This is a genomic window from Rhizobium sp. A37_96, assembly GCF_053521765.1.
Genome location: NZ_JBNWDS010000019.1, coordinates 52290 through 70036 on the forward strand (window position 1 = coordinate 52290; position 17747 = coordinate 70036).

At 59.7% G+C, this 17747-nt stretch carries 12 protein-coding genes; 2 read left to right on the forward strand and 10 right to left on the reverse strand.

Annotated features, from left to right (window positions below; genetic code table 11):
• Positions 1 to 3 precede the first annotated feature (3 nt).
• The 10 genes from ACQZ6J_RS29995 to ACQZ6J_RS30040 all read right to left on the reverse strand — a co-directional run bounded on the left by ACQZ6J_RS29995 (position 4) and on the right by ACQZ6J_RS30040 (position 12807).
• The gene (locus ACQZ6J_RS29995) at positions 4 to 1836 is read right to left on the reverse strand and encodes a glycosyltransferase family 2 protein (protein WP_449086705.1); all 1833 of its coding nucleotides are present in this window, start codon (positions 1834 to 1836) and stop codon (positions 4 to 6) included.
• Positions 1833 to 2819 (reverse strand): UDP-glucose 4-epimerase GalE, encoded by a 987-nt coding sequence (galE, locus tag ACQZ6J_RS30000; protein WP_449086706.1) that lies wholly within the window; start codon positions 2817 to 2819, stop codon positions 1833 to 1835. The genes ACQZ6J_RS29995 and galE overlap by 4 nt, the downstream gene beginning before the upstream one ends.
• Entirely contained in the window at positions 2819 to 3832 is a 1014-nt protein-coding gene (locus tag ACQZ6J_RS30005) for a UDP-glucuronic acid decarboxylase family protein (RefSeq protein ID WP_449086707.1), read from the reverse strand. Before ACQZ6J_RS30005 ends, galE begins: the two co-directional genes overlap by 1 nt.
• 596 nt (positions 3833 to 4428) lie before the next feature.
• Positions 4429 to 4767 (reverse strand): slr1659 superfamily regulator, encoded by a 339-nt coding sequence (locus ACQZ6J_RS30010; RefSeq protein ID WP_163991988.1) that lies wholly within the window; start codon positions 4765 to 4767, stop codon positions 4429 to 4431.
• A gap of 20 nt (positions 4768 to 4787) precedes the next feature.
• On the reverse strand, positions 4788 to 5342 hold the full coding sequence (locus ACQZ6J_RS30015) for a slr1658 superfamily regulator (RefSeq protein ID WP_163991990.1): 555 nt from the start codon (positions 5340 to 5342) through the stop codon (positions 4788 to 4790).
• Positions 5343 to 5346: 4 nt separating this feature from the next.
• On the reverse strand, positions 5347 to 7707 hold the full coding sequence (locus ACQZ6J_RS30020; RefSeq protein WP_163991992.1) for a SpoIIE family protein phosphatase: 2361 nt from the start codon (positions 7705 to 7707) through the stop codon (positions 5347 to 5349).
• Positions 7704 to 8879 carry a class I SAM-dependent methyltransferase gene (locus ACQZ6J_RS30025; protein ID WP_163991994.1) on the reverse strand — a complete coding sequence of 392 codons (1176 nt, stop codon included), beginning with the start codon at positions 8877 to 8879 and terminating at the stop codon, positions 7704 to 7706. The genes ACQZ6J_RS30020 and ACQZ6J_RS30025 overlap by 4 nt, the downstream gene beginning before the upstream one ends.
• Positions 8876 to 9382, reverse strand: a complete 507-nt coding sequence (locus tag ACQZ6J_RS30030; RefSeq protein ID WP_449086730.1) for a ubiquinone biosynthesis methyltransferase UbiE — start codon at positions 9380 to 9382, stop codon at positions 8876 to 8878. Before ACQZ6J_RS30030 ends, ACQZ6J_RS30025 begins: the two co-directional genes overlap by 4 nt.
• Before the next feature lie 45 nt (positions 9383 to 9427).
• Entirely contained in the window at positions 9428 to 11119 is a 1692-nt protein-coding gene (locus tag ACQZ6J_RS30035) for a putative bifunctional diguanylate cyclase/phosphodiesterase (RefSeq protein WP_449086708.1), read from the reverse strand.
• Positions 11120 to 11610: 491 nt separating this feature from the next.
• Positions 11611 to 12807, reverse strand: a complete 1197-nt coding sequence (locus ACQZ6J_RS30040) for a glycosyltransferase (RefSeq protein WP_449086709.1) — start codon at positions 12805 to 12807, stop codon at positions 11611 to 11613.
• 408 nt (positions 12808 to 13215) lie between these two features.
• Here ACQZ6J_RS30040 and ACQZ6J_RS30045 point away from each other — a divergent pair, with 408 nt between their 5' ends.
• Together ACQZ6J_RS30045 and ACQZ6J_RS30050 are read left to right on the forward strand one after the other, a co-directional pair.
• On the forward strand, positions 13216 to 14457 hold the full coding sequence (locus ACQZ6J_RS30045) for a polysaccharide biosynthesis/export family protein (RefSeq protein WP_449086710.1): 1242 nt from the start codon (positions 13216 to 13218) through the stop codon (positions 14455 to 14457).
• 30 nt (positions 14458 to 14487) lie between these two features.
• Complete coding sequence (locus ACQZ6J_RS30050) at positions 14488 to 17745, forward strand: nucleotide-binding protein (protein WP_449086711.1); 3258 nt, start codon at positions 14488 to 14490, stop codon at positions 17743 to 17745.
• Positions 17746 to 17747: the final 2 nt, after the last annotated feature.

A 17747-nucleotide genomic window follows, 5' to 3' on the forward strand; every position in this document is an offset into this window, starting at 1 on the left:
CCCCTAGTTGTTCGTGTTGCTCGCGCGCCAGTGCGGATTGAGCACCAGCCTATGCAAGCCGCGTCCGCCGATGCCGGCTCCCGCCACCGAAAAGCGATCGTCGAACAACGCGTAGCCGTTGGTGTTCCAGGCCAGCGATTGAACACCTTCGCGGCCGTGCTCGATCATGCCGGCAAAGGGCAGGGCAGTGAGCGCGAGCAGACCGCTGGCCAGCGCCGGACGGTAAAAGCGCTTGTTGGTGCTGACCGTGTTCTCGCGAGCGTGCTGGAGGAGGATGACCAGCAGCAATGTCGTGTAGATGGCGGCATTCATGATTGCAAAGATGTAGAAGCCGCCGGTTTCTTCGCCGGCAGTGACAAACAGCACCGGCAGGATGGAAACCAGAGAGAGCATGGCGTAGGGCGCAAGCACTCGAAACGGTATCGGATCGACGTCCGACGTCCCTTTCGGGGTAACGCGGAAATCCACGAAGGATCCAGTCGCCCAATCGCGAACAGCCGCCAATGCCCCAACGAGCGCCCATGGCCACCTGGCAAACAGGAACAAGGTCATCTCCCAGCTCAAGATCCCGGCATCGAACGGCCTGAACGTACGTGTGCTGCGCCACCGATAGGCAAACAGAACGAGCAGGATCGATTGCGGCAGGAAATGAAGGAGAAAGTCCGGATAGGAGACGTCAACAAAGGTCTTTCCCCGGCTAAGCGCAATCACAGGCAAGATGAACATCACGGCCATGAAGAGCGAGAAGAGCGAGTACCAGACCTGCGAAAACAGGAACTGCATCTTGAGACGCCACGGCAATCGCCTGATCAAATCGGGCGAATACCGCAGCAGGATCATCATCAGGCTGCGCGACCATTGGAATTCCTGCGTGATGAGATCGGCAAACGTGCGCGGGCCGTCGCCATGGGCGATGGCATCGAGCGCATGAATGCCGCGCCAGCCGTGCGCGTTCATCATGAGGGTTGTGGAGTGATCCTCCGCCAGCTCGGGACCCAGCCCGCCGATGCTTCTGAGGGCCGTGGTGCGAACGGCGTAGTGCGAGCCGATGCAAAGCGGCGCCAGTCCGCGATTGAATCCCGCCTGAAGCGACCCGTGCATGCTGGCTTCCGCGTAAAGTCGGCCGCGCGCCGACCAGCTCTCTCTCGCATTTTGATCGCAGATGCTTGGCGCGGATACATAGCCGACCGCCGGGTCGGCGAAGGGGCGGAGCATCTGGAAAAGATACCTTTGTTCGGGCACATGATCGGCGTCGAGCTGCACGACGAAATCATAGGCTTCATAGCCGTAGTGATCGTAGAAGAAGGCAAGGTTGCCTTCCTTGCAGCGCGTGCGCCGCGGCCAGGTCTGGCGATGATAATCTTCACGCCCCTTGCGGGTGGACACCTGGACGCCATGTATGCGGCACCAATCCAGCGTCGAGGGCGACGGATCCTCGTCTGCAAGCCAGGTATCGTGTGGTACGTCCTGCGCGAGCATGGCGCTCAAAGTCCTGGATACCACCGCAAAGGGCTCCGACGGCGCCTTCGTGACCACCATCGCGACGCGGCTGCCCACCGGCAGCCGCAGCCGCCCGACCGGTCTTTGCGCGCGAAAGAAGACGATTATGAAATAGGCCGGAATGATCGTCACCCATGCAAGCACCAGGGTCAGCAGCACGGACCCCATGGGATCGACATGATGCGAGGGCGTGAACCACCAGCTCCAGAAATAGGCGAGCGCGGCAAGCCACAAGGCGGCACAGGCGATATATTCGGCGCGCTGGCGACCCTGCAGGACCGGCGTCATCAAAGGCTCGTCCTGCACGACCTGGGCCTGTGTCCGGATCGAACTCATCCCCGCACCTCCAGCCCGAAAAACGGCGCGGCAGTGCGTATGATCGTATCGATGTCCGAATGAAGGGCACGGAAGCCCAGTTTTTCGGCGGCAAGGTCCGAGGCCGCATAGAGGGCAGGCGGGTCGCCGGGCCGACGCGTACGCATGGCGACAGGAACGGGACGGCCGCAGACGCGCTCGATCGCATTCACGATCTCCTTGATGGAGGTGCCGCGTCCGGTGCCGAGATTGACGGCAAGATTGTCGCCGCCCGCCAGCAGATATTCCACCGCCAGAACATGTGCCCGGGCAAGGTCCATCACATGAATATAGTCGCGGACGCATGTTCCGTCCGGCGTGTCGTAATCGTCACCATAGACGTCGAGCGTCTCGATCGAACCTCCGGTCGCCAGCAACGCCCGCGGAATGAGATGCGTTTCCGGATCGTGCCATTCGCCGAGTTCGCGCTCCGGATCGGCCCCCGAGGCATTGAAATAGCGCAGCGCCGCATAGGTGAGCCCGTAGGCGGCCGAATAGTCGGCGAGCATATGTTCGGCGATCAGCTTCGTCCTGCCGTAGGGATTGATCGGACGCGGCGTCTCGGATTCGCGGATCGGCAGGTGAGACGGAATTCCGTAGATGGCGCAGCTTGACGAAAAGATGAGCTTGTCCGCTCCCGTCCGGCGCGATGCTTCCAATACCGACAGCGTGCCATTTACGTTGTTGGCATAGTATTTTGCCGGATTCCCGACGGATTCGCCGACATAGGCCGAGGCGGCGAAATGGATGATCGCCGCAGGCTTGTGGTTTTCGATCGCTTCGGCAAGGCGCTGCGTGTCGAGGATATCCCCTTCCACCAACGGCCCCCAGCGCACGGACGTCCGGTGACCGGTCGACAGGTTGTCATAGACGACCGGCACGAAGCCTTGTTTGTGGAGGAGTTTCGCGGTGTGGCTGCCGATGAAACCGGCGCCACCCACGACGAGTATTGTTCGCCCGGCCATCACGCAACCTCGAAAAGCTCGCTGCTTGCCCGAACCAGCTGGCGTTCGAAATAGGCGATCGTGGACGTCAGACCGTCCGTCAGGGCGACCGACGGCTCCCATCCCAGCTCTCGCTTTGCGACCGTGATATCGGGTCGGCGCTGGCGGGGATCGTCGACCGGCAGCGGCTTGTAGACGATTTTTGACGACGACCCGGTCAGGGCGACGACCTGCTCGGCAAGCTCGCGCACGGTAAATTCGGCCGGATTGCCGAGATTGATCGGCGTGTGGACTGCCGATTGGCTGCCCATCAGGCGGACGAAACCTTCGATCAAATCGGCGACGTAACAGAAGGAGCGGGTCTGGGAACCGTCGCCATAGACCGTAATGTCATGTCCCTTGAGGGCCTGGACGATGAAATTGGAAACGACACGGCCGTCATCGGGACGCATGCGCGGGCCATAGGTATTGAAGATGCGGGCAATCCTGATGTCGACGCCGTGCTGGATGTGGAAATCGCGGAAAAGCGTTTCGGCAGAACGCTTGCCTTCATCATAGCACGAGCGGGGGCCGAAGGAGTTGACGTTGCCCCAATAGGTCTCCGGCTGCGGATGCATCTGGGGATCGCCGTAGATCTCCGAGGTGGACGCCTGGAAGATGCGCGCCTGATGATGCGTGGCAAGTTCCAGAAGATTGAGCGACCCGAAGACACATGTCTTCATCGTATGGATCGGATCGGCCTGGTAATGCGGCGGAGAGGCCGGGCAGGCCAGATTGTAGATCTCGTGGACGGGTATATCGAGCGAGGCGATGATATCGTGACGGATAAAGCTGAATGTATCATAGCGGAGCAGATGCCATAGGTTTTCCATCCGCCCGGTGGAGAAATCATCCACGCAGATAACCTCGTGACCTTCCTGCAAGAGCCGGTCGCAAAGATGTGAACCGAGAAATCCCGCCCCTCCCGCAACAAGAACCGTGTTTTTTCTAGTATTTTTCGGAGATATGCTCGTAGATTTGAACGCAATGCCCATCAAACCCTCCAGGAATTCGGGAACGCAACCGCATAGGCAGAGAGAAACCATGTTTCACCCCTCCGATGTGGCGTATACAACTGTGAATTATTGCTGCAATTTCTGATTACAGTTTACTAATATTTAACTATGCTGTCGTTATCAGCGTGTGCGGAAATTTTACTTTCTGTCCATTTTTTGGACTGAAGTGCAGTGAAATCGCTTTTCAAGATTTATACTGCAATGGCGCGAATGTGGCGCCGATGGCGAAATATATCGATTGGGCTTACTTCGATCTCTATCGCGTACAGACATATATGCTGGAACTTTCGACGCAGGGTCGCGGGACGAGGATAGATATCGTAAGTCAAGACTGACGGAATAAGCCCGAACGAAGAGATGGCGCCCCGCGGTGCCGCCAACCTACCCGGCTTTTCGCATTCATGTTTGAAAGCCCGGGCGCTTTCGGTAGTTCGATCATCGGCTCTGCGATGAAGAGACGGATCCTTTCGGCATCCGCCTGTCTTGATCGGCCGCGTGAGTCTTACTCACGCGGGATATGGCCGCGTGTCATCCAGCATCGATCTTTCATCCATGCGGGCCACGAGCGGCTATCGTCACGTCAATCGTAAATCCAGGCGCGGATGGAGCTTCTTCAGATTCGGCAACGACTTCATTTGCCAGGGGATCTGCGAGGAACCGCATACGGTGAGGTGGATATCGGGATGCTTGCGTGCCTCGATCGTCAGTTTGGCGAGCAGGTTGATGCCTGAAGAGTTCAGGAACTGAAGGCCGGTCAGATCGAAAGTCGCCTTGCCGCCGTCTCCATGAAGGACCGACCTTGCGAGATCATAGACCGGCGCATAGGCGTCGGGACCGGCGAGCCGCATGGTTCCATCAAAATACAAGATGCTCCCTTCGGACCAGACGCGGAACGCTTCTTCTTTAATTTCCATAGGGAGGCCTCTTGCGGGGTTCACGACGGTGAAATTGCCATCGCGGCATAGGTTTGCAGTTTCGTCCGCTTATGCGGACCGTCTTCATCGAAACGCCAGGCCAATTGTACCTGATAGTCGCTCATCAGAGTCAACAGTCCTAACCCGGATGCATTGCCGCCCGCAAGAACGCTTGCTTCGATCTGTTCTATGAGGAGATCGCCGGGGTCGCCATCCGTCACCTTCAGCAATAGCTGCTGAAAGCGTGTCGTCGCCTCGTGGTCGATCAGATTGACGATCCGCATCCTGAAATCATGAGTGTCCATCACGGCTTCGATGACGATCTCGCCGGCTACGCGAAACTTGATGGCGTTTTCGATGAGCTCGTTCGTCAGGTAGCCGATGTCATGCCGCGCTGTCTTGTAGTGGCGCTCGGACGAGCGGAAGCTGAGAGCCATCGTCTCGGCGATGAAATCCGAGGTCATGGCCGAATGGCGCCAGGCGAGATGAAGCGGCCCGTCGAACAGGCAGATCCGCAGGGCATTGGGTGCGTTGAAGGAAACCAGATGTTCCGTGCCGTATATTGCAGTTGTCATGCTCTCACCTGTGCCGCATTACCACGAGGGTGATATCGTCATGGATCTTCTGTGTACCGATATAGGCCATCAGGTCATCGAGGATGCCCTTGACCACTTCTTCCGCGGTTCCGCCGTGCAGCCGGCGCGCGTCTTCCAGAAGCCTTTCGAAGCCGAACAGCTCCCCCTTCGAATTCTCCGCCTCGGTCACGCCGTCCGTATGCAGGACGACCATGTCGCCCTTTTCGAAGGAGACTTCCCGCGTATCGATGAAGGGAGCTATATCGGGTTCCAGACCGACCGGCAGACCGAGATCTCCCGTGTCAATCCGCTCTACCTGGCCATCCTGGCGGATGATGATCATGTCTTCGTGCTGGCCGGATATCGTCAATCGCTTGCCGTCATAATCGAGAAACGACAGGGTCAGATGCTTGTCCGTCCTCGTCCGTTCGATGTTCTTGAAGATCGTGCGATTGAGATCGGTCAGGAATTTTGCAGGGTCCATTTCACCGGCTTCCTGCAACGCGCGCGCGATCGATTGCACCATCAGCATCAGCACGCCGCTTTCCAGCCCGTGTCCGGTCACGTCGCCGATGCCGATCTTCAGATTGTTTCCGTTCTGCAGCACATCGTAATAGTCGCCGCCCACTTCGTCGGCCGGCCGCATGTAGGCGGCGATTTCCAGATGCTTGATCGCCGTAAGCTCCTTGGCGCGCGGCAGGACCATGAGCTGGATTTGCCGAGCGACGTTGAGCTCGGCGCCCAGCCGCAGGTTTTCGCTCTTCAACTGGCCGTTGAGGGCGGAAATCTCCTCCTTGGCGTCTTCGATTTCCTTTGTCCGGTCCGAAACGAGTTTTTCGAGGTTCTCGGTGTGGAAGCTGATGTCTTCGGCCATCCTGTTGAAGGCGACGCCGGCTTCCCCGACCTCGTCCTTCGTCGGGATATCGACCCTGACGGAGTAGTCCTTCGCCTGTATGCGCTTGGCGGCGCTCGCCAGCGCGCTGATGCCGCTCGTCACGCGCTTGGAAGCAGCAAAGACCGCGGCCGTGACGATCATCAGCGAAACCAGAACCGCCATGATCTGATAGAGCAGGATGCGGTTGGTGGCGCGCGAAATCTCCTCCTTGGCGGCAATGAGCGACGCGTAGATCTCGCGTTCGGGCACCACTATTCCAAGCGACATGACTTCGCGCCGCACCGGGCCATCCACCCACAGATTGGTCGGGCGCAGTTGCTTGACGACCGCAAGATAGGGAACGTCTTCCCCCTGTTCGCTCAGCGATATGTGCTGGATCACGCCGTCCGCGTCGAGCGGCAGCGTCGTGATGGCCTTTTGCACGCTGTTGCGTAGCGATCGGTCAAGGCCGGTGACACCCTTGGCGGCAGCGTCGTTCGAGGCGCGCAGGCCAATGATGTTTTCGCCGACGGGATTGATCGCGACGACGTTTCCATTCGACATCGCCAGGAAACCGAAGCCGCTTTGGGCGACTTTCACGTTCTCGACGATCTCGGCGAGCTGGGTAAGGGTAATATCGGTTCCGGCCGCACCTGCGACGCCATGCCGGTCGGGCGTCCAGAGCGGGTGGAAGAAGCTGACGATCAGCTTCCCGGTGATCGCGTCGGTATAGGGGGCGGTCTGGGTGATGTAATCCGCAACCGGCCGGGACGAAGGGGTCGCGGCCCATTGCTGCCAGGACTCGTAGAGGCCGGGGAAGAAGAAGGTCCAGAAGTCGGAGCTGTTGTGGCCGGGGTAGAGCCGGTCGAATGTCTGGGCCTGCGTTGTGTAGGGCGCGGTCCGGAAGATCGGGCGCTCTCTCGGGCCGATATAGTACATCTGCAGCTTCGACGCGCCGTTGTGGAGCAACGAGGGAGCCACCAGATCCAGCACGGCACTCCATTCTATGTCGGCCTGCACCTGCGGCAGCGGACGGTGGTCCTTGTCCAGCAGATAGCCCCAGACGCTGACGACCGAGGGCGTTCCGGGTGGATTTTGCGCCCACTGGCCGGCCGGGTCGTAGGTTACCGTTACGGCGCCCGGCGAGGCCTTGGCCATGGCTTCCCCGACGTTTCCGTTCCGGGTGGGATTGTCGATCTGCCCCTGCAGCACGCCGGCGAGCGCCTTCACATCGGAATGGACCTGATCGATAAGGAGGCCAACCTGCGCGGCGGTGGAATCCGCATAGGAGCGGATATAGTCCTGGCTTGCCTTTTCCAGGCCCTGGCCGACCTCGGTCGTGGCGTTGCGCGACAGGCGCTGCACGTTCCACAGGGCAAGACCACCGCTGACCAGCAGGTCGAAAAGAACGGCGCCTCCGACAACGAGCAGAAATTTGGCGCGAAAGGAGCGCAGTCCGAGCCTTTTCCTGGCAATCGCTGTTTCCGTCATAGCGGTTTCTGCCCCGATGAGGCCCAGATCGGCCAGCCGGCATAGCCTCTCGGGTGGAGCGCCGCGAAAATATGATCGGCAAAGCCCTGCTTGAAGCGCTCTATGAATTCAGGCGGATCGCCTCTTCTGACCGCCATTTCATCGGCATAGACATTCTGCCATGCGGTGATGATATCGGCGAAATCCTGGGGATCGCCATCGAGATTGGTGACCATGAAGCTTTCCATTCTCACATCCGTGAAGCCGGCGTCGAGCAGCATGCGGCGACCCTTCGGCCCCATCTCGACATCCATATCGAAATGCGCGAACAATTTGGCTACCTCGGTGTAGGTCCATTGGATGCTGTCGGCCCTGGGCTCCCCGAGACAATGGGAGTTCTTCTCGTTGGTGATGTAGACCCTGCCGCCTGGCTTGCATATGCGATAGAGTTCCCGCAGCAGGACGTCCGGGCGGTCGAAGATCTGCAAAGAATGCCTGCAGGTCACGAAATCGAACTGATCGCTCTCGAACAGCATTTGAGAGGCGTCGCCATAGGTATATTCGATGTCCCGGACGTCGAAGTCGTCCGCGACCTTGCGGGCATAGTCCAGGCTCGGGATCGAGTGATCGAGCGCGACGATCCGCGCAGGCTTGAAATCCTTCCGCAACAGCATCGCAAAATCGCCGATGCCGCAGCAGATATCGGCGAGGTGCATTCCCTCGCGAAGTCCGTGGCGCGGCAATATCTCACGCTCGTGCCGCCACGTCATTTTCGTCTGCGTCCTGAGGATCGGTATGAAGCTCTGGTTCTCCACGAAGGTCTGGCCCGGATAAAAGGCGGAATCGTAGATATCGACGGTGATGTTGGGCGAGAGATCGCTCAAATGGCGAAACAGCCGGGATGCCCATGCAACGACGCTCGAAGCGACGACCGTCAGCTTGAGATCCGGCCGCGAGCGGGTAGCGTCGAGAAGGACATGGGTCAGAGCGCGGAACGCCGTGTTGTTCATGTGGGTGACGCGCTTCAGATTGATGTAGCAGATGCCGTTCACCGTTTCGATGCCGCTGCGCAGCAGCGCCAGGTCATCGGCAAGCTCTGAAACGGAATGTGGCCGGATCACCCCGGACAGGGAAAATTCCTGGTTGTTGACATCGAATTGCGCCGTGAAACGGTCGGACGAAGGGTCGCTCAATTGAGTAGCCTTTCGAGTGCAAGATCCACCACAAGAGTCAGCATTCCCGCCTCCTGTTCGTCCAGGGTTATGTCGGCGTCATAGTTGAGCGCCAGGCCGAGAAGGATCGCGTGCTCGGCACGAACGTCGTCGTTGGTGATGACATCCAGATAGTCCGCAAGTGCCCGGCCGCTTTTTATGTGATGAAGGATTGTCTCGTAGAAGACGCGCTGGTCTGCCGAGCAAGGGAAGATCAGTTCGATCCGCTCGGTCGGCCCTCTTCGATAGAAGCGGCACGTCAGCGCGCCGTTGCACTCTCTCGCATGGAACGACATCTCGAAGAGCTCGTTCAGGGCGGCCGAAAGCAGATTGGCATGGCGGATGGGATCGGGGCGGTCGTGGCTGACCATGCGGGCCACATACGCAGCGCATTGATCGCAATGCAGCCAATCCGCGACGAAGATCGCCATTTCCATCTTCAGCTCAAGCAATGGCTCCGAGGCCGCGTCCGCTTGCATTCCCATGGTATCCACTTGAGAAACTCCTGGATGAAACGCGTTTCAAGAAAGTCAGGGGCCGGCGCGAAATTCGTCAAAAGGTGCAGTCGATTGGATACGTGTGCCCTGCTTTATGAACTCCTCAAGTCTGTCGGCGCGAAGCGGCGCACTGATGCAAAAGCCCTGCAACCGGTCGCAGCCCTCTTGCTGGAGCCATGCCGCCTGCTGCGGTGTCTCGACACCCTCGGCGGTTACGCGCATATCCAGACCGTGGGCCAGGCTGATCACCGAGCGAACTATCGTTTGGCTCTTCGTATCCTGCAAGAGATCCTTGATAAAATAGCGGTCGATTTTGATGGTATCGAAGGGGAAGTTCTTGAGGTAGCTGAGGGAGGAATACTCGGTGCCGAAGTCGTCGAGCGAAATCTGTATGCCGAGCACGTTGAGGGTGTTCAGCGTATCCAGATTGTTGATGGTGCGCTCCAGCAGCACCCCTTCCGTGATTTCCAGTTCCAGACGCTCCGCCGGAAAGCCGACGACGTCGAGCGTTTGCGAGATACGATCGGTAAGACCCGGCGTCAGGAATTCGGCCGGCGAAAGATTGACGGCGAGCGTATAATGCGCCGGCCACGCAAGGGCTTCGCGGCAGGCTTCCTCGAGCATCCATTGGCCGATTTCACGCATGAGGCCATCGGCCTCCGCCATGGGAATGAAGGCTGCCGGCGGAATGATCCCCAGGGTGGGATGCCGCCAGCGCAGCAGCGCCTCGAAGCCCACCACGCTGGAGGGCGGCTTCACCAGAGGCTGATATTCGATGAAGAATTCATCGCGCTGGAGCGCCACGCGCAGGCTGCGCCGCAGCAATTCCCGCTGTTCGACCACGATGAGCATGCCGGGGTCGAAGGTTCGCGCCCGGCGTCGTCCCTCTTTCTTCGCTGCGTAAAGGGCGACGTCGGCAGCTTTCATCAACTGCTCTCCTTCGTTGCCGTCGCGCGGAGCAATCGCAATTCCCACGCTGACGCCGACGAAGAGGGAAATTCCATTGACCGTGAAAGGCTTCTTGAATTCGGCGATCAGCTCGTCTGCCAGTCTTTCGGGCTCGAAGGCTCTTTGCGATCCCACCTGGATGATGGCGAACTCGTCGCCGGCAAGCCGGTAGACCGTCCCGGCCCGGCCCAGCGTTTCCTTGATCCGGGCGGCGGCCAGCTGCAATACGACATCGCCAGCGCCGTGGCCGAGGGTATCGTTGACGGGCTTGAAGTCATCGAGATCGAGCTGCATGAGCGCAGGCCCCAGTTTCCCGTTGGCCGGGAGCAGTTGCGCCAGCGCTGCGCTGAACTGGCGGCGGTTGGGCAATCCGGTCAGGACGTCATGCGTCGCCTGATGGATGAGCCTTTCTCTTTCGCTGTCTTCTGACGACAGGCTCTCATCGGCTTTTCTCCTGCTCTCGACGATCAGGAGCCCTTTCTGAATGCGGGATAGCAGCAGGTCGCGATTTCCGGGCTTGCGCGCGGCGAGCGCGATCGTCCGGGGTTCACCGCTATCGATCACCTGCCGGACGAGCGCGGCAAGCGCCGGCTCCGCAAGCATGGGATAGGCCTCCCACAGTGCCACGTCTTTCCGAGACGCAATACCGATATGATCGTTAAATGCTTCGGAGGAATCGATCAGCTTGAGATCGAGGTTCCAAAGTGAGATCGCCGCCTCAAAGCCGTTGTCAGGTTCGGGAATTTTCTGCGACCGATCCACTCGGTTTTCGGGCATAAGGCCTGGTCCTCCCAACCCGGCTGCGCAATATCTGGCCGTGTTCAGTTTGAACTGGCCAGTTCGCATCGGACCCTGCGGATCGAAAGTCGCAGGTCTGATCGAGCGTGCAGGCGCAGGACATAACTTACCAGAACGTGGCAACCGCTATAAGCGAATATATTACTGGATCATGATTTAGCAATGATTGTCGGGACATATGCTGACTAAAAGACGCGTTCCGGTTACGACTTGTTTCGTTTCAGGCAAAGAGAAGTGGTGGGCGGCGGCCGGGTGAAAGCTGCGGTTGCCGATCGGTCATGCTTGGACGGGTGAAACGCGGGATATTTTGCGTCGACACAGGGAGAGATGCGGGCCGCCGATGCGAAGAGCGTTCCAGGTTGCTCCGCGGGAAAGTGATCGTTCCTCACGTTTCATGGCTCCAAGACGTCGCCCCGCTTTTTCCCGCGTGGCCATCGCCAGTGTGCTTTGGGTTCAGATGTCGGTCCGGCCTATTGGAGCGTGGTGCTGTGCGGCTTTGTGGCAAGCACGGGCAATTGCGTTTCGAGCCCGCGTTGCATGGCCGCGATGGGACGATGGGTGCGAGACCGGTCGGTCCTGCGGATCAGCAGCTCCTCGTTGATGATGGTCTGCATGCCCGCCGTGAACTTATGAAGACTGAATTGCTCCGCGTGTGCCTGCAGTTCGTCGGGATGGAAGCGATGTTCCGTGGCCTCGAAATCGAGCACGGCCTCGATGAGCGAGTCTACCGACTGCTTGCCGAAGAGGACCCCGCTCAGGTCCGGAATGACCGTCTCCAGTGCGCCGCCGCTGCCATAGGCGATGACCGGCCTGCCGCTTGCCATGGCTTCCACCGGAACGATGCCGAAATCTTCCTCGCCGGGAAATATCAGGGCGCGACAACGGGCCAGCTTCTCCTTGAGCACCGGAAACGGAACCCTGCCCAGGAAGGTGACGGTGGGGCCGGCTGCGCGCTTCAGCTCCTCCATTTGCTTGCCTTCGCCGATGACCAGCAATTTGCGATTCATCCGCGTAAAGGCCGCCACCGCCAAATCGACCCGCTTGTAGGGAACCAATTGGCCGGCGCAGAGGTAGAAGTCCTCGATCGACGTCGCCGGCGTGAAATCGTCGACATTGACCGGCGGATATAGGACGGTTGCGGAACGCCGGTAATATTTGCTTATCCGATCGCAAACATGATGCGAATTGGCCACGAAACGATCGACGCGCAGGCTCGTATTGACGTCCCAGGAGCGCAGCAGCGGCGCCAGCATCGGCATCATCAGCCGCGATGCCAGGCCCGCGTGGGAGCGGTAGACGTGGTAGTGATCCCAAAGATAGCGCATGGGCGAGTGACAGTAGCAGACATGCGTCGCCCGCGGCGACGGAATGATGCCTTTGGCCGGACCGGACTCACTGGAAATGATCAGATCGTAATCGCTGAGATCGAAGCTCTCCAGCGCAAACGGCATGAGCGGCAGAAGCGATTGATAGGATCTGACGGCACCGGGAATGCGCTGCAGAAAGGATGTGTAGATCTTGTGCTTGCGGATTTTTTCCGAGACGCGGTTTTCATCGTAGACAAGAGTGAAGATGTCGGCGTCCGGATACATGTCGCAGAGGGCCTCGACCACTTTTTCGCCGCCCCGCATCGACACCAGCCAGTAATGCACGATCGCTACCCGCATTGCTCTTCCCTCCATGGGTTCAAACAACATTGGGCAGGTGGCAACTTTTGCGACAGGGCCCACATCGGTTCACCACGGCATCCAAATGGTCGAAGGGAGTAACCAAAAGATTTAGCTGCCGATCGCGGCCTGCACACAAGGATATGCCCGCACGACCAAGAGATCGCAGGATCGCCTACCCCCCTCTCACAAATGATAATCCCTGTTGCTGCGGCAGGGGATTTACACGCTATGCGTTCAGCTGCTGATCTCGTCTGATGGCGTCTTCGCCAGTTTGATCGCGCAAGCGACACAGAAGCGAGAGTTTGGTTCATGTTGGGAGTTTCCGCTTTGCCTCACCATCCTGCCTCGAGGCCGTCTCGGCTTCTCGTGCCTTGCGTCCTGGCATTGCTGCTTGCCGGAACGGGTTTGTCCGGCAACGTCCATGCGGCAACGGGCGGCGTGTATCATGTCGTGCCTCAGACCCGGATCAAGGTCGCCATCGTCGAATGGATTGCCGCGACAGGCGAATACAAGGAATGGACCGCCCTGAACGGCGAATATGTCGTGTCGCAATCGGGCTCCATCTCGATCCCGATGATCGGGGAGATGCAGGTCGGCGACAAGACGGTCGACGATATCAGCGCCGATATCGGCGAAAAGCTGAAGCAGATTACCGGCCTGGCCGTGGCGCCGACGGCGTCGGTCGAAGTCGTCAAGTATCCGATGATCTATGTGTCCGGCGCGGTCGAGAAGCCGAGCGAGCTGGAATTCAAGCCCGGCCTGACCGTGAAGCAGGCGATCGCCATGGCCGGCGGGCGGGAGCGCCGCGCCAATCAGACGGGCGACTCTTCGGAGGCCCAGCAGATCAGCTACGCCGGCGAAGTCAGCCGCATGGAGCTGCAGCTGAAACAGCTCGGCGCCCGCAAGGCGCGTCTGATGGCCGAACTCAATGATCAGACGGCGATCGTCTTCCCGCCGGAGATCAAGGCCGCTCCCGAAGGATCGGCGGTGGCTTTGATCATGACGAGCGAGGTCGATCTGTTCAATGCGAGAGCAGCGGCATTGCGTCAGCAGCTTGACGCCGCCGGCGATCTTGAAACGCTGCTGCGCAACGAAATCAACATCCTCGATGAGAAGATGTCGTCGCAGGACGAGCAGGTGAAGATCGCGCAGGACGAATTGAGCGACATTTCCAAGCTGGTCGACACCAAGATCTTGACGACGTCGCGCAAGACCTCGCTGGAAAGGATCGTCGCCGAGATGCAGGCCGGCAAGCTGGACCTTGTCGTTGCATCGATGCAGGCAAAACAGAAGTTGAGCGAGACCGAGCGCGACGCTCTCAATCTCCAGGGGCAGCGCAAGACGGAGGCGGGGCAACAACTGCAGACCACCGAGGCGGAAATCGAAGATACGAAGCTGAAGCGAAACACGACGCTGCAACTGCTGCAGATTTCCGGAGCGTCACTTTCGCGGAGCCAAACCACGAAGGCGCTCGACCTTCAGCCGCTTGAATACTGGATTACCCGAAGCGGCAGCGAGGCCGACGCCATCAAGGCATCGGACGCGACCGAGCTGCAGCCGGGAGATGTTCTCGATGTGCGCTACGACATTTCCGGAAGTCTGGACGGTGCGACGCTCTCGTCAGCCGATGCCGGTCAATCCCAATAACGATAAGCGAGCAAGAGTGGGGCGACGAACATGGCAATTCACGAAATCGGCAATGGTTTGCGGGGCACTCCATCGGATAGCAAAGGCGCGGGGGACAGCGAATATATCTCGTTTCGCGATGTCTGGCGCTTCCTGCAGCGTCACTGGTTGATCTTCACCCTGTTCACCGGCGCAGGCATCGGCATCGGCGGCCTGTATATGGCGACAACGCAGCCGGTCTATCTGGCGACCACACGGCTCGTCATGGATCCCGACCAGGGGCGCATCGTCTCGCAGGATGCATTCACCGGCACGGTCATCATTGAAGCCGCCGAAATTGCAAGCCAGGTCGAAATCGTCAAATCCGAGGCGATAGCGCGCGCCGTCGTCGAGAAGCTCAACCTCACCGAAGATCCTGAAATCGTCGGGGGCGTGTCGTGGCAGGCCGCGTTGCACGACAAGCTGCGCGCGATCATCAGCCACTTCAAGCATGAAGAGAGCGATGGCGCCAAGGCCGAGGTCAGCGAGGACGACCTGATGCGCCGCACCATGGCCTCCTTCCTCTCCCGGGTTTCGGTCAACCGCGTCGGCCAATCCTATATCCTCGAGATCGGCTATAGTTCGGTCGATCCGTACAAGGCGGCGCAGGCAGCCAACGCGATTGCGGAAGCCTATATCAGCACAGGTCTCTCCGAGCGCGCCTCCGCAGCGCAGAGCGGCGCCAATTGGCTGGAAACGCGGCTGATCGAAGTCGGCCGGCAGGCTCGCGAGGCAGCCATGAACGTCGAAGCGTTCCGTGCCAAGAACGGCATCATGGAAATCAGCACGTCCTCGTCTCTCGATCAGCAGCAATTGTCGGAGATCAGCAGTCAGGCAGTTGCTGCAAAGGCGCAAACCGCGGCAGAGACAGCCAAGCTTGCCACCCTCAACCAGTTGATGGCAGGTGGCAAGGTCGAAGGCGATGTCGACGAGACGATGAACAACCCGCGCATCCAGAAGCTGCAGGAGGATCTCGGAGCCGCTACCATCAAGCTCAACAATCTTGCCGGCAGATATGATGCCGATAATCCCGCCATCGTCGCCGCGCAGCAGGAAATCGATCGGCTGAAGGGTGACATGCGCAAGGAATTCGACCGCATCCAGGCCGTCTACAAGTCAAATCTCGAGGTCGCGCAGACCCGCGAAAAACTTCTCGGGGATGAACTGTCCTCGTTGAAGGAAGCAGGAGCGGACAAGAATCTGGCACGGGTGGAGCTATCGGAGATGGAAAGCCGGGCAACCACCTATCGCCGGATGTATGAAAGCATACTGCAGCAGCTGATAGGGGCGCTGCAGAAGGAATCGTTCCCGCTCGGCAACGTCCGCGTCGTCACGGCCGCAGCGGTGCCGCTGGCAAAGACATGGCCGAAATCCTCGTTCGTAGTGCCGTTCACCGCCATGCTCGGCCTTGCCGCCGGGGTGATGGCCGCCCTTTTGAGGGATGGCCTGGATCGCCGCGTCAGTTCCAGCGAAAAGCTGCGGCGGGAACTGGGGATCACCTCGCTGGGTCATGTCCCCGTCTATTCCAGCCCGTCGTTCCTGCCTGGGAACATGGTGGTGGCAAATTCCACCTGGCGACGAACCATGCTGCCATTGAGATCCGTTCTCGACACGCCTTACTCGCAGTTTTCCGAGGCGTTGCGCGGCGTCAAGCATTCGATCGACTCCGCGTTCCCGCCGAACGCCCCCATGGTGGTCGGCATCACCTCGGTCGGCACCGGCGAGGGCAAGACGACGATCGCGACCAATCTCGCCCAGCTCTACCAGCACGAGGGCGCCTCGGTCGTGCTGGTCGATGCCGACTTTCTCAATGCAAGGCTGAGCTGCGTGGTGACGGAGTCCGGCACGGAATTCGGCATGGAGGCGCTGAGCATCAACGACGTGCCGCGCCGCTACGCCGTCGCTCATGAAGCCGGCCAGCTGGTCGCGAAGGCCGATCACGAGCCTTCGGCCGAGATCGGGCAGGCCCATGGTGGTGTTCCGGTCGTCACCGTCGACGAGACGGAAAAATCCGTTGCCGCTTTCCAGCGCTATGGGCATCTCCCTGCGCTGAAGGCCGAGATCGACCTGCTGAGGCGGCAATACAAGGTCGTCATCGTCGACATGTCGGCGTTCGAAGACTCGGCCGATACGCGTGTTATCTGTACCTATCTCGAAGGCATCGTCGTCGTCGTCGGGCAAACGAACAAGATGACCGTCGAGCGATTGTCGGACGCGCTTGCCAGCTTCGGCACGACGACCATCAACATCCTCGGCATCATTGCCAATCGCAGCCACGAGAAGCGCCAGCGCCAGCACGCCCGCTTTTTGCGACGCAGATCGGAAAATCGCCAGATACGGGCATCCGCAAGGCGCCTCACGGGCCATGCCGCGGGGCGTCGCCTGAAGGTCGTCGTCGGTGTCGCAAGCACCGGCCGGCGCGATATCCTGTCGTCCATGCTACCGCATATCGCCAGCCAGACCCGCAAGCCGGACGAGGTTATCGTCTGCCTTTCGTCGCCGGACGATATCGATCCAAGCTGCCTGCGAAATCTCGACTTTCCTGTCCGGGTGCTCATTTCCGAGCGTGGACTTTGCCGCCAGCGCAATCGGATCCTCGATAGCGTTCAGGATGCCGACGTCGTTCTTTTCCTCGATGACGACTTCCTGATGACGCCGACCTATGTCGAAGAGGCGGAGCGGCTGTTTCAGCTTCAGCCCGATGTCGCCATGTGCACCGGCACGATATTGGCCGATGGCATCACCGGGCCGGGTATCTCCGTTCGCGACGGCTTACGTTTGGTCAATGTCAAGCGAGGCCGCAGATCGGAGCATGCCATGCAGATTCGGCCGATCTACAATGCCTATGGCTGCAACATGGCGATCCGTATGGCAATCGTCAGGGCCGCCGCCTTGCGCTTCGACGAGAACCTGCCGTTCTACGGATGGCTCGAGGACGTCGATTTCAGCCGGCTGGTCGCCCATTACGGTCAGGTCGTCAGCGCCAGGCAGCTCGAGGGCGTTCACCTCGGGACCAAAGGCGGCCGATCGGGTGGTCTCCGCCTCGGCTACTCGCAGATTGCAAACCCGCTCTATCTCATGCGCAAACGGACCATGAGCGTGCCGCAGGCCACGATGCAGATCGTCCGCAATCTCGCGGCCAATCTCGTCAAGGTCTGGCGGCCGGAGCCATGGGTCGACCGCAAGGGGCGGCTCAAAGGCAACGTCATCGCGTTCCGCGATCTGCTGAAGGGCAGGCTGGCGCCGCAAAATATCGAAGCGTTGGAATAGTC

Excerpts from the sequence above, each read along its gene's own strand:
- ACQZ6J_RS30050 (WP_449086711.1), top strand. The coding sequence starts at position 14,488 with ATGGCAATTCACGAAATCGGCAATGGTTTGCGGGGCACTCCATCGGAT.
- ACQZ6J_RS30040 (WP_449086709.1), bottom strand. The coding sequence starts at position 12,807 with ATGCGGGTAGCGATCGTGCATTACTGGCTGGTGTCGATGCGGGGCGGC.
- ACQZ6J_RS30020 (WP_163991992.1), bottom strand. The coding sequence starts at position 7,707 with ATGACGGAAACAGCGATTGCCAGGAAAAGGCTCGGACTGCGCTCCTTT.
- ACQZ6J_RS30005 (WP_449086707.1), bottom strand. The coding sequence starts at position 3,832 with ATGGGCATTGCGTTCAAATCTACGAGCATATCTCCGAAAAATACTAGA.
- ACQZ6J_RS30015 (WP_163991990.1), bottom strand. The coding sequence starts at position 5,342 with ATGACAACTGCAATATACGGCACGGAACATCTGGTTTCCTTCAACGCA.
- ACQZ6J_RS30010 (WP_163991988.1), bottom strand. The coding sequence starts at position 4,767 with ATGGAAATTAAAGAAGAAGCGTTCCGCGTCTGGTCCGAAGGGAGCATC.
- ACQZ6J_RS30030 (WP_449086730.1), bottom strand. The coding sequence starts at position 9,382 with ATGGGAATGCAAGCGGACGCGGCCTCGGAGCCATTGCTTGAGCTGAAG.
- ACQZ6J_RS30035 (WP_449086708.1), bottom strand. The coding sequence starts at position 11,119 with ATGCCCGAAAACCGAGTGGATCGGTCGCAGAAAATTCCCGAACCTGAC.
- ACQZ6J_RS29995 (WP_449086705.1), bottom strand. The coding sequence starts at position 1,836 with ATGAGTTCGATCCGGACACAGGCCCAGGTCGTGCAGGACGAGCCTTTG.
- galE (WP_449086706.1), bottom strand. The coding sequence starts at position 2,819 with ATGGCCGGGCGAACAATACTCGTCGTGGGTGGCGCCGGTTTCATCGGC.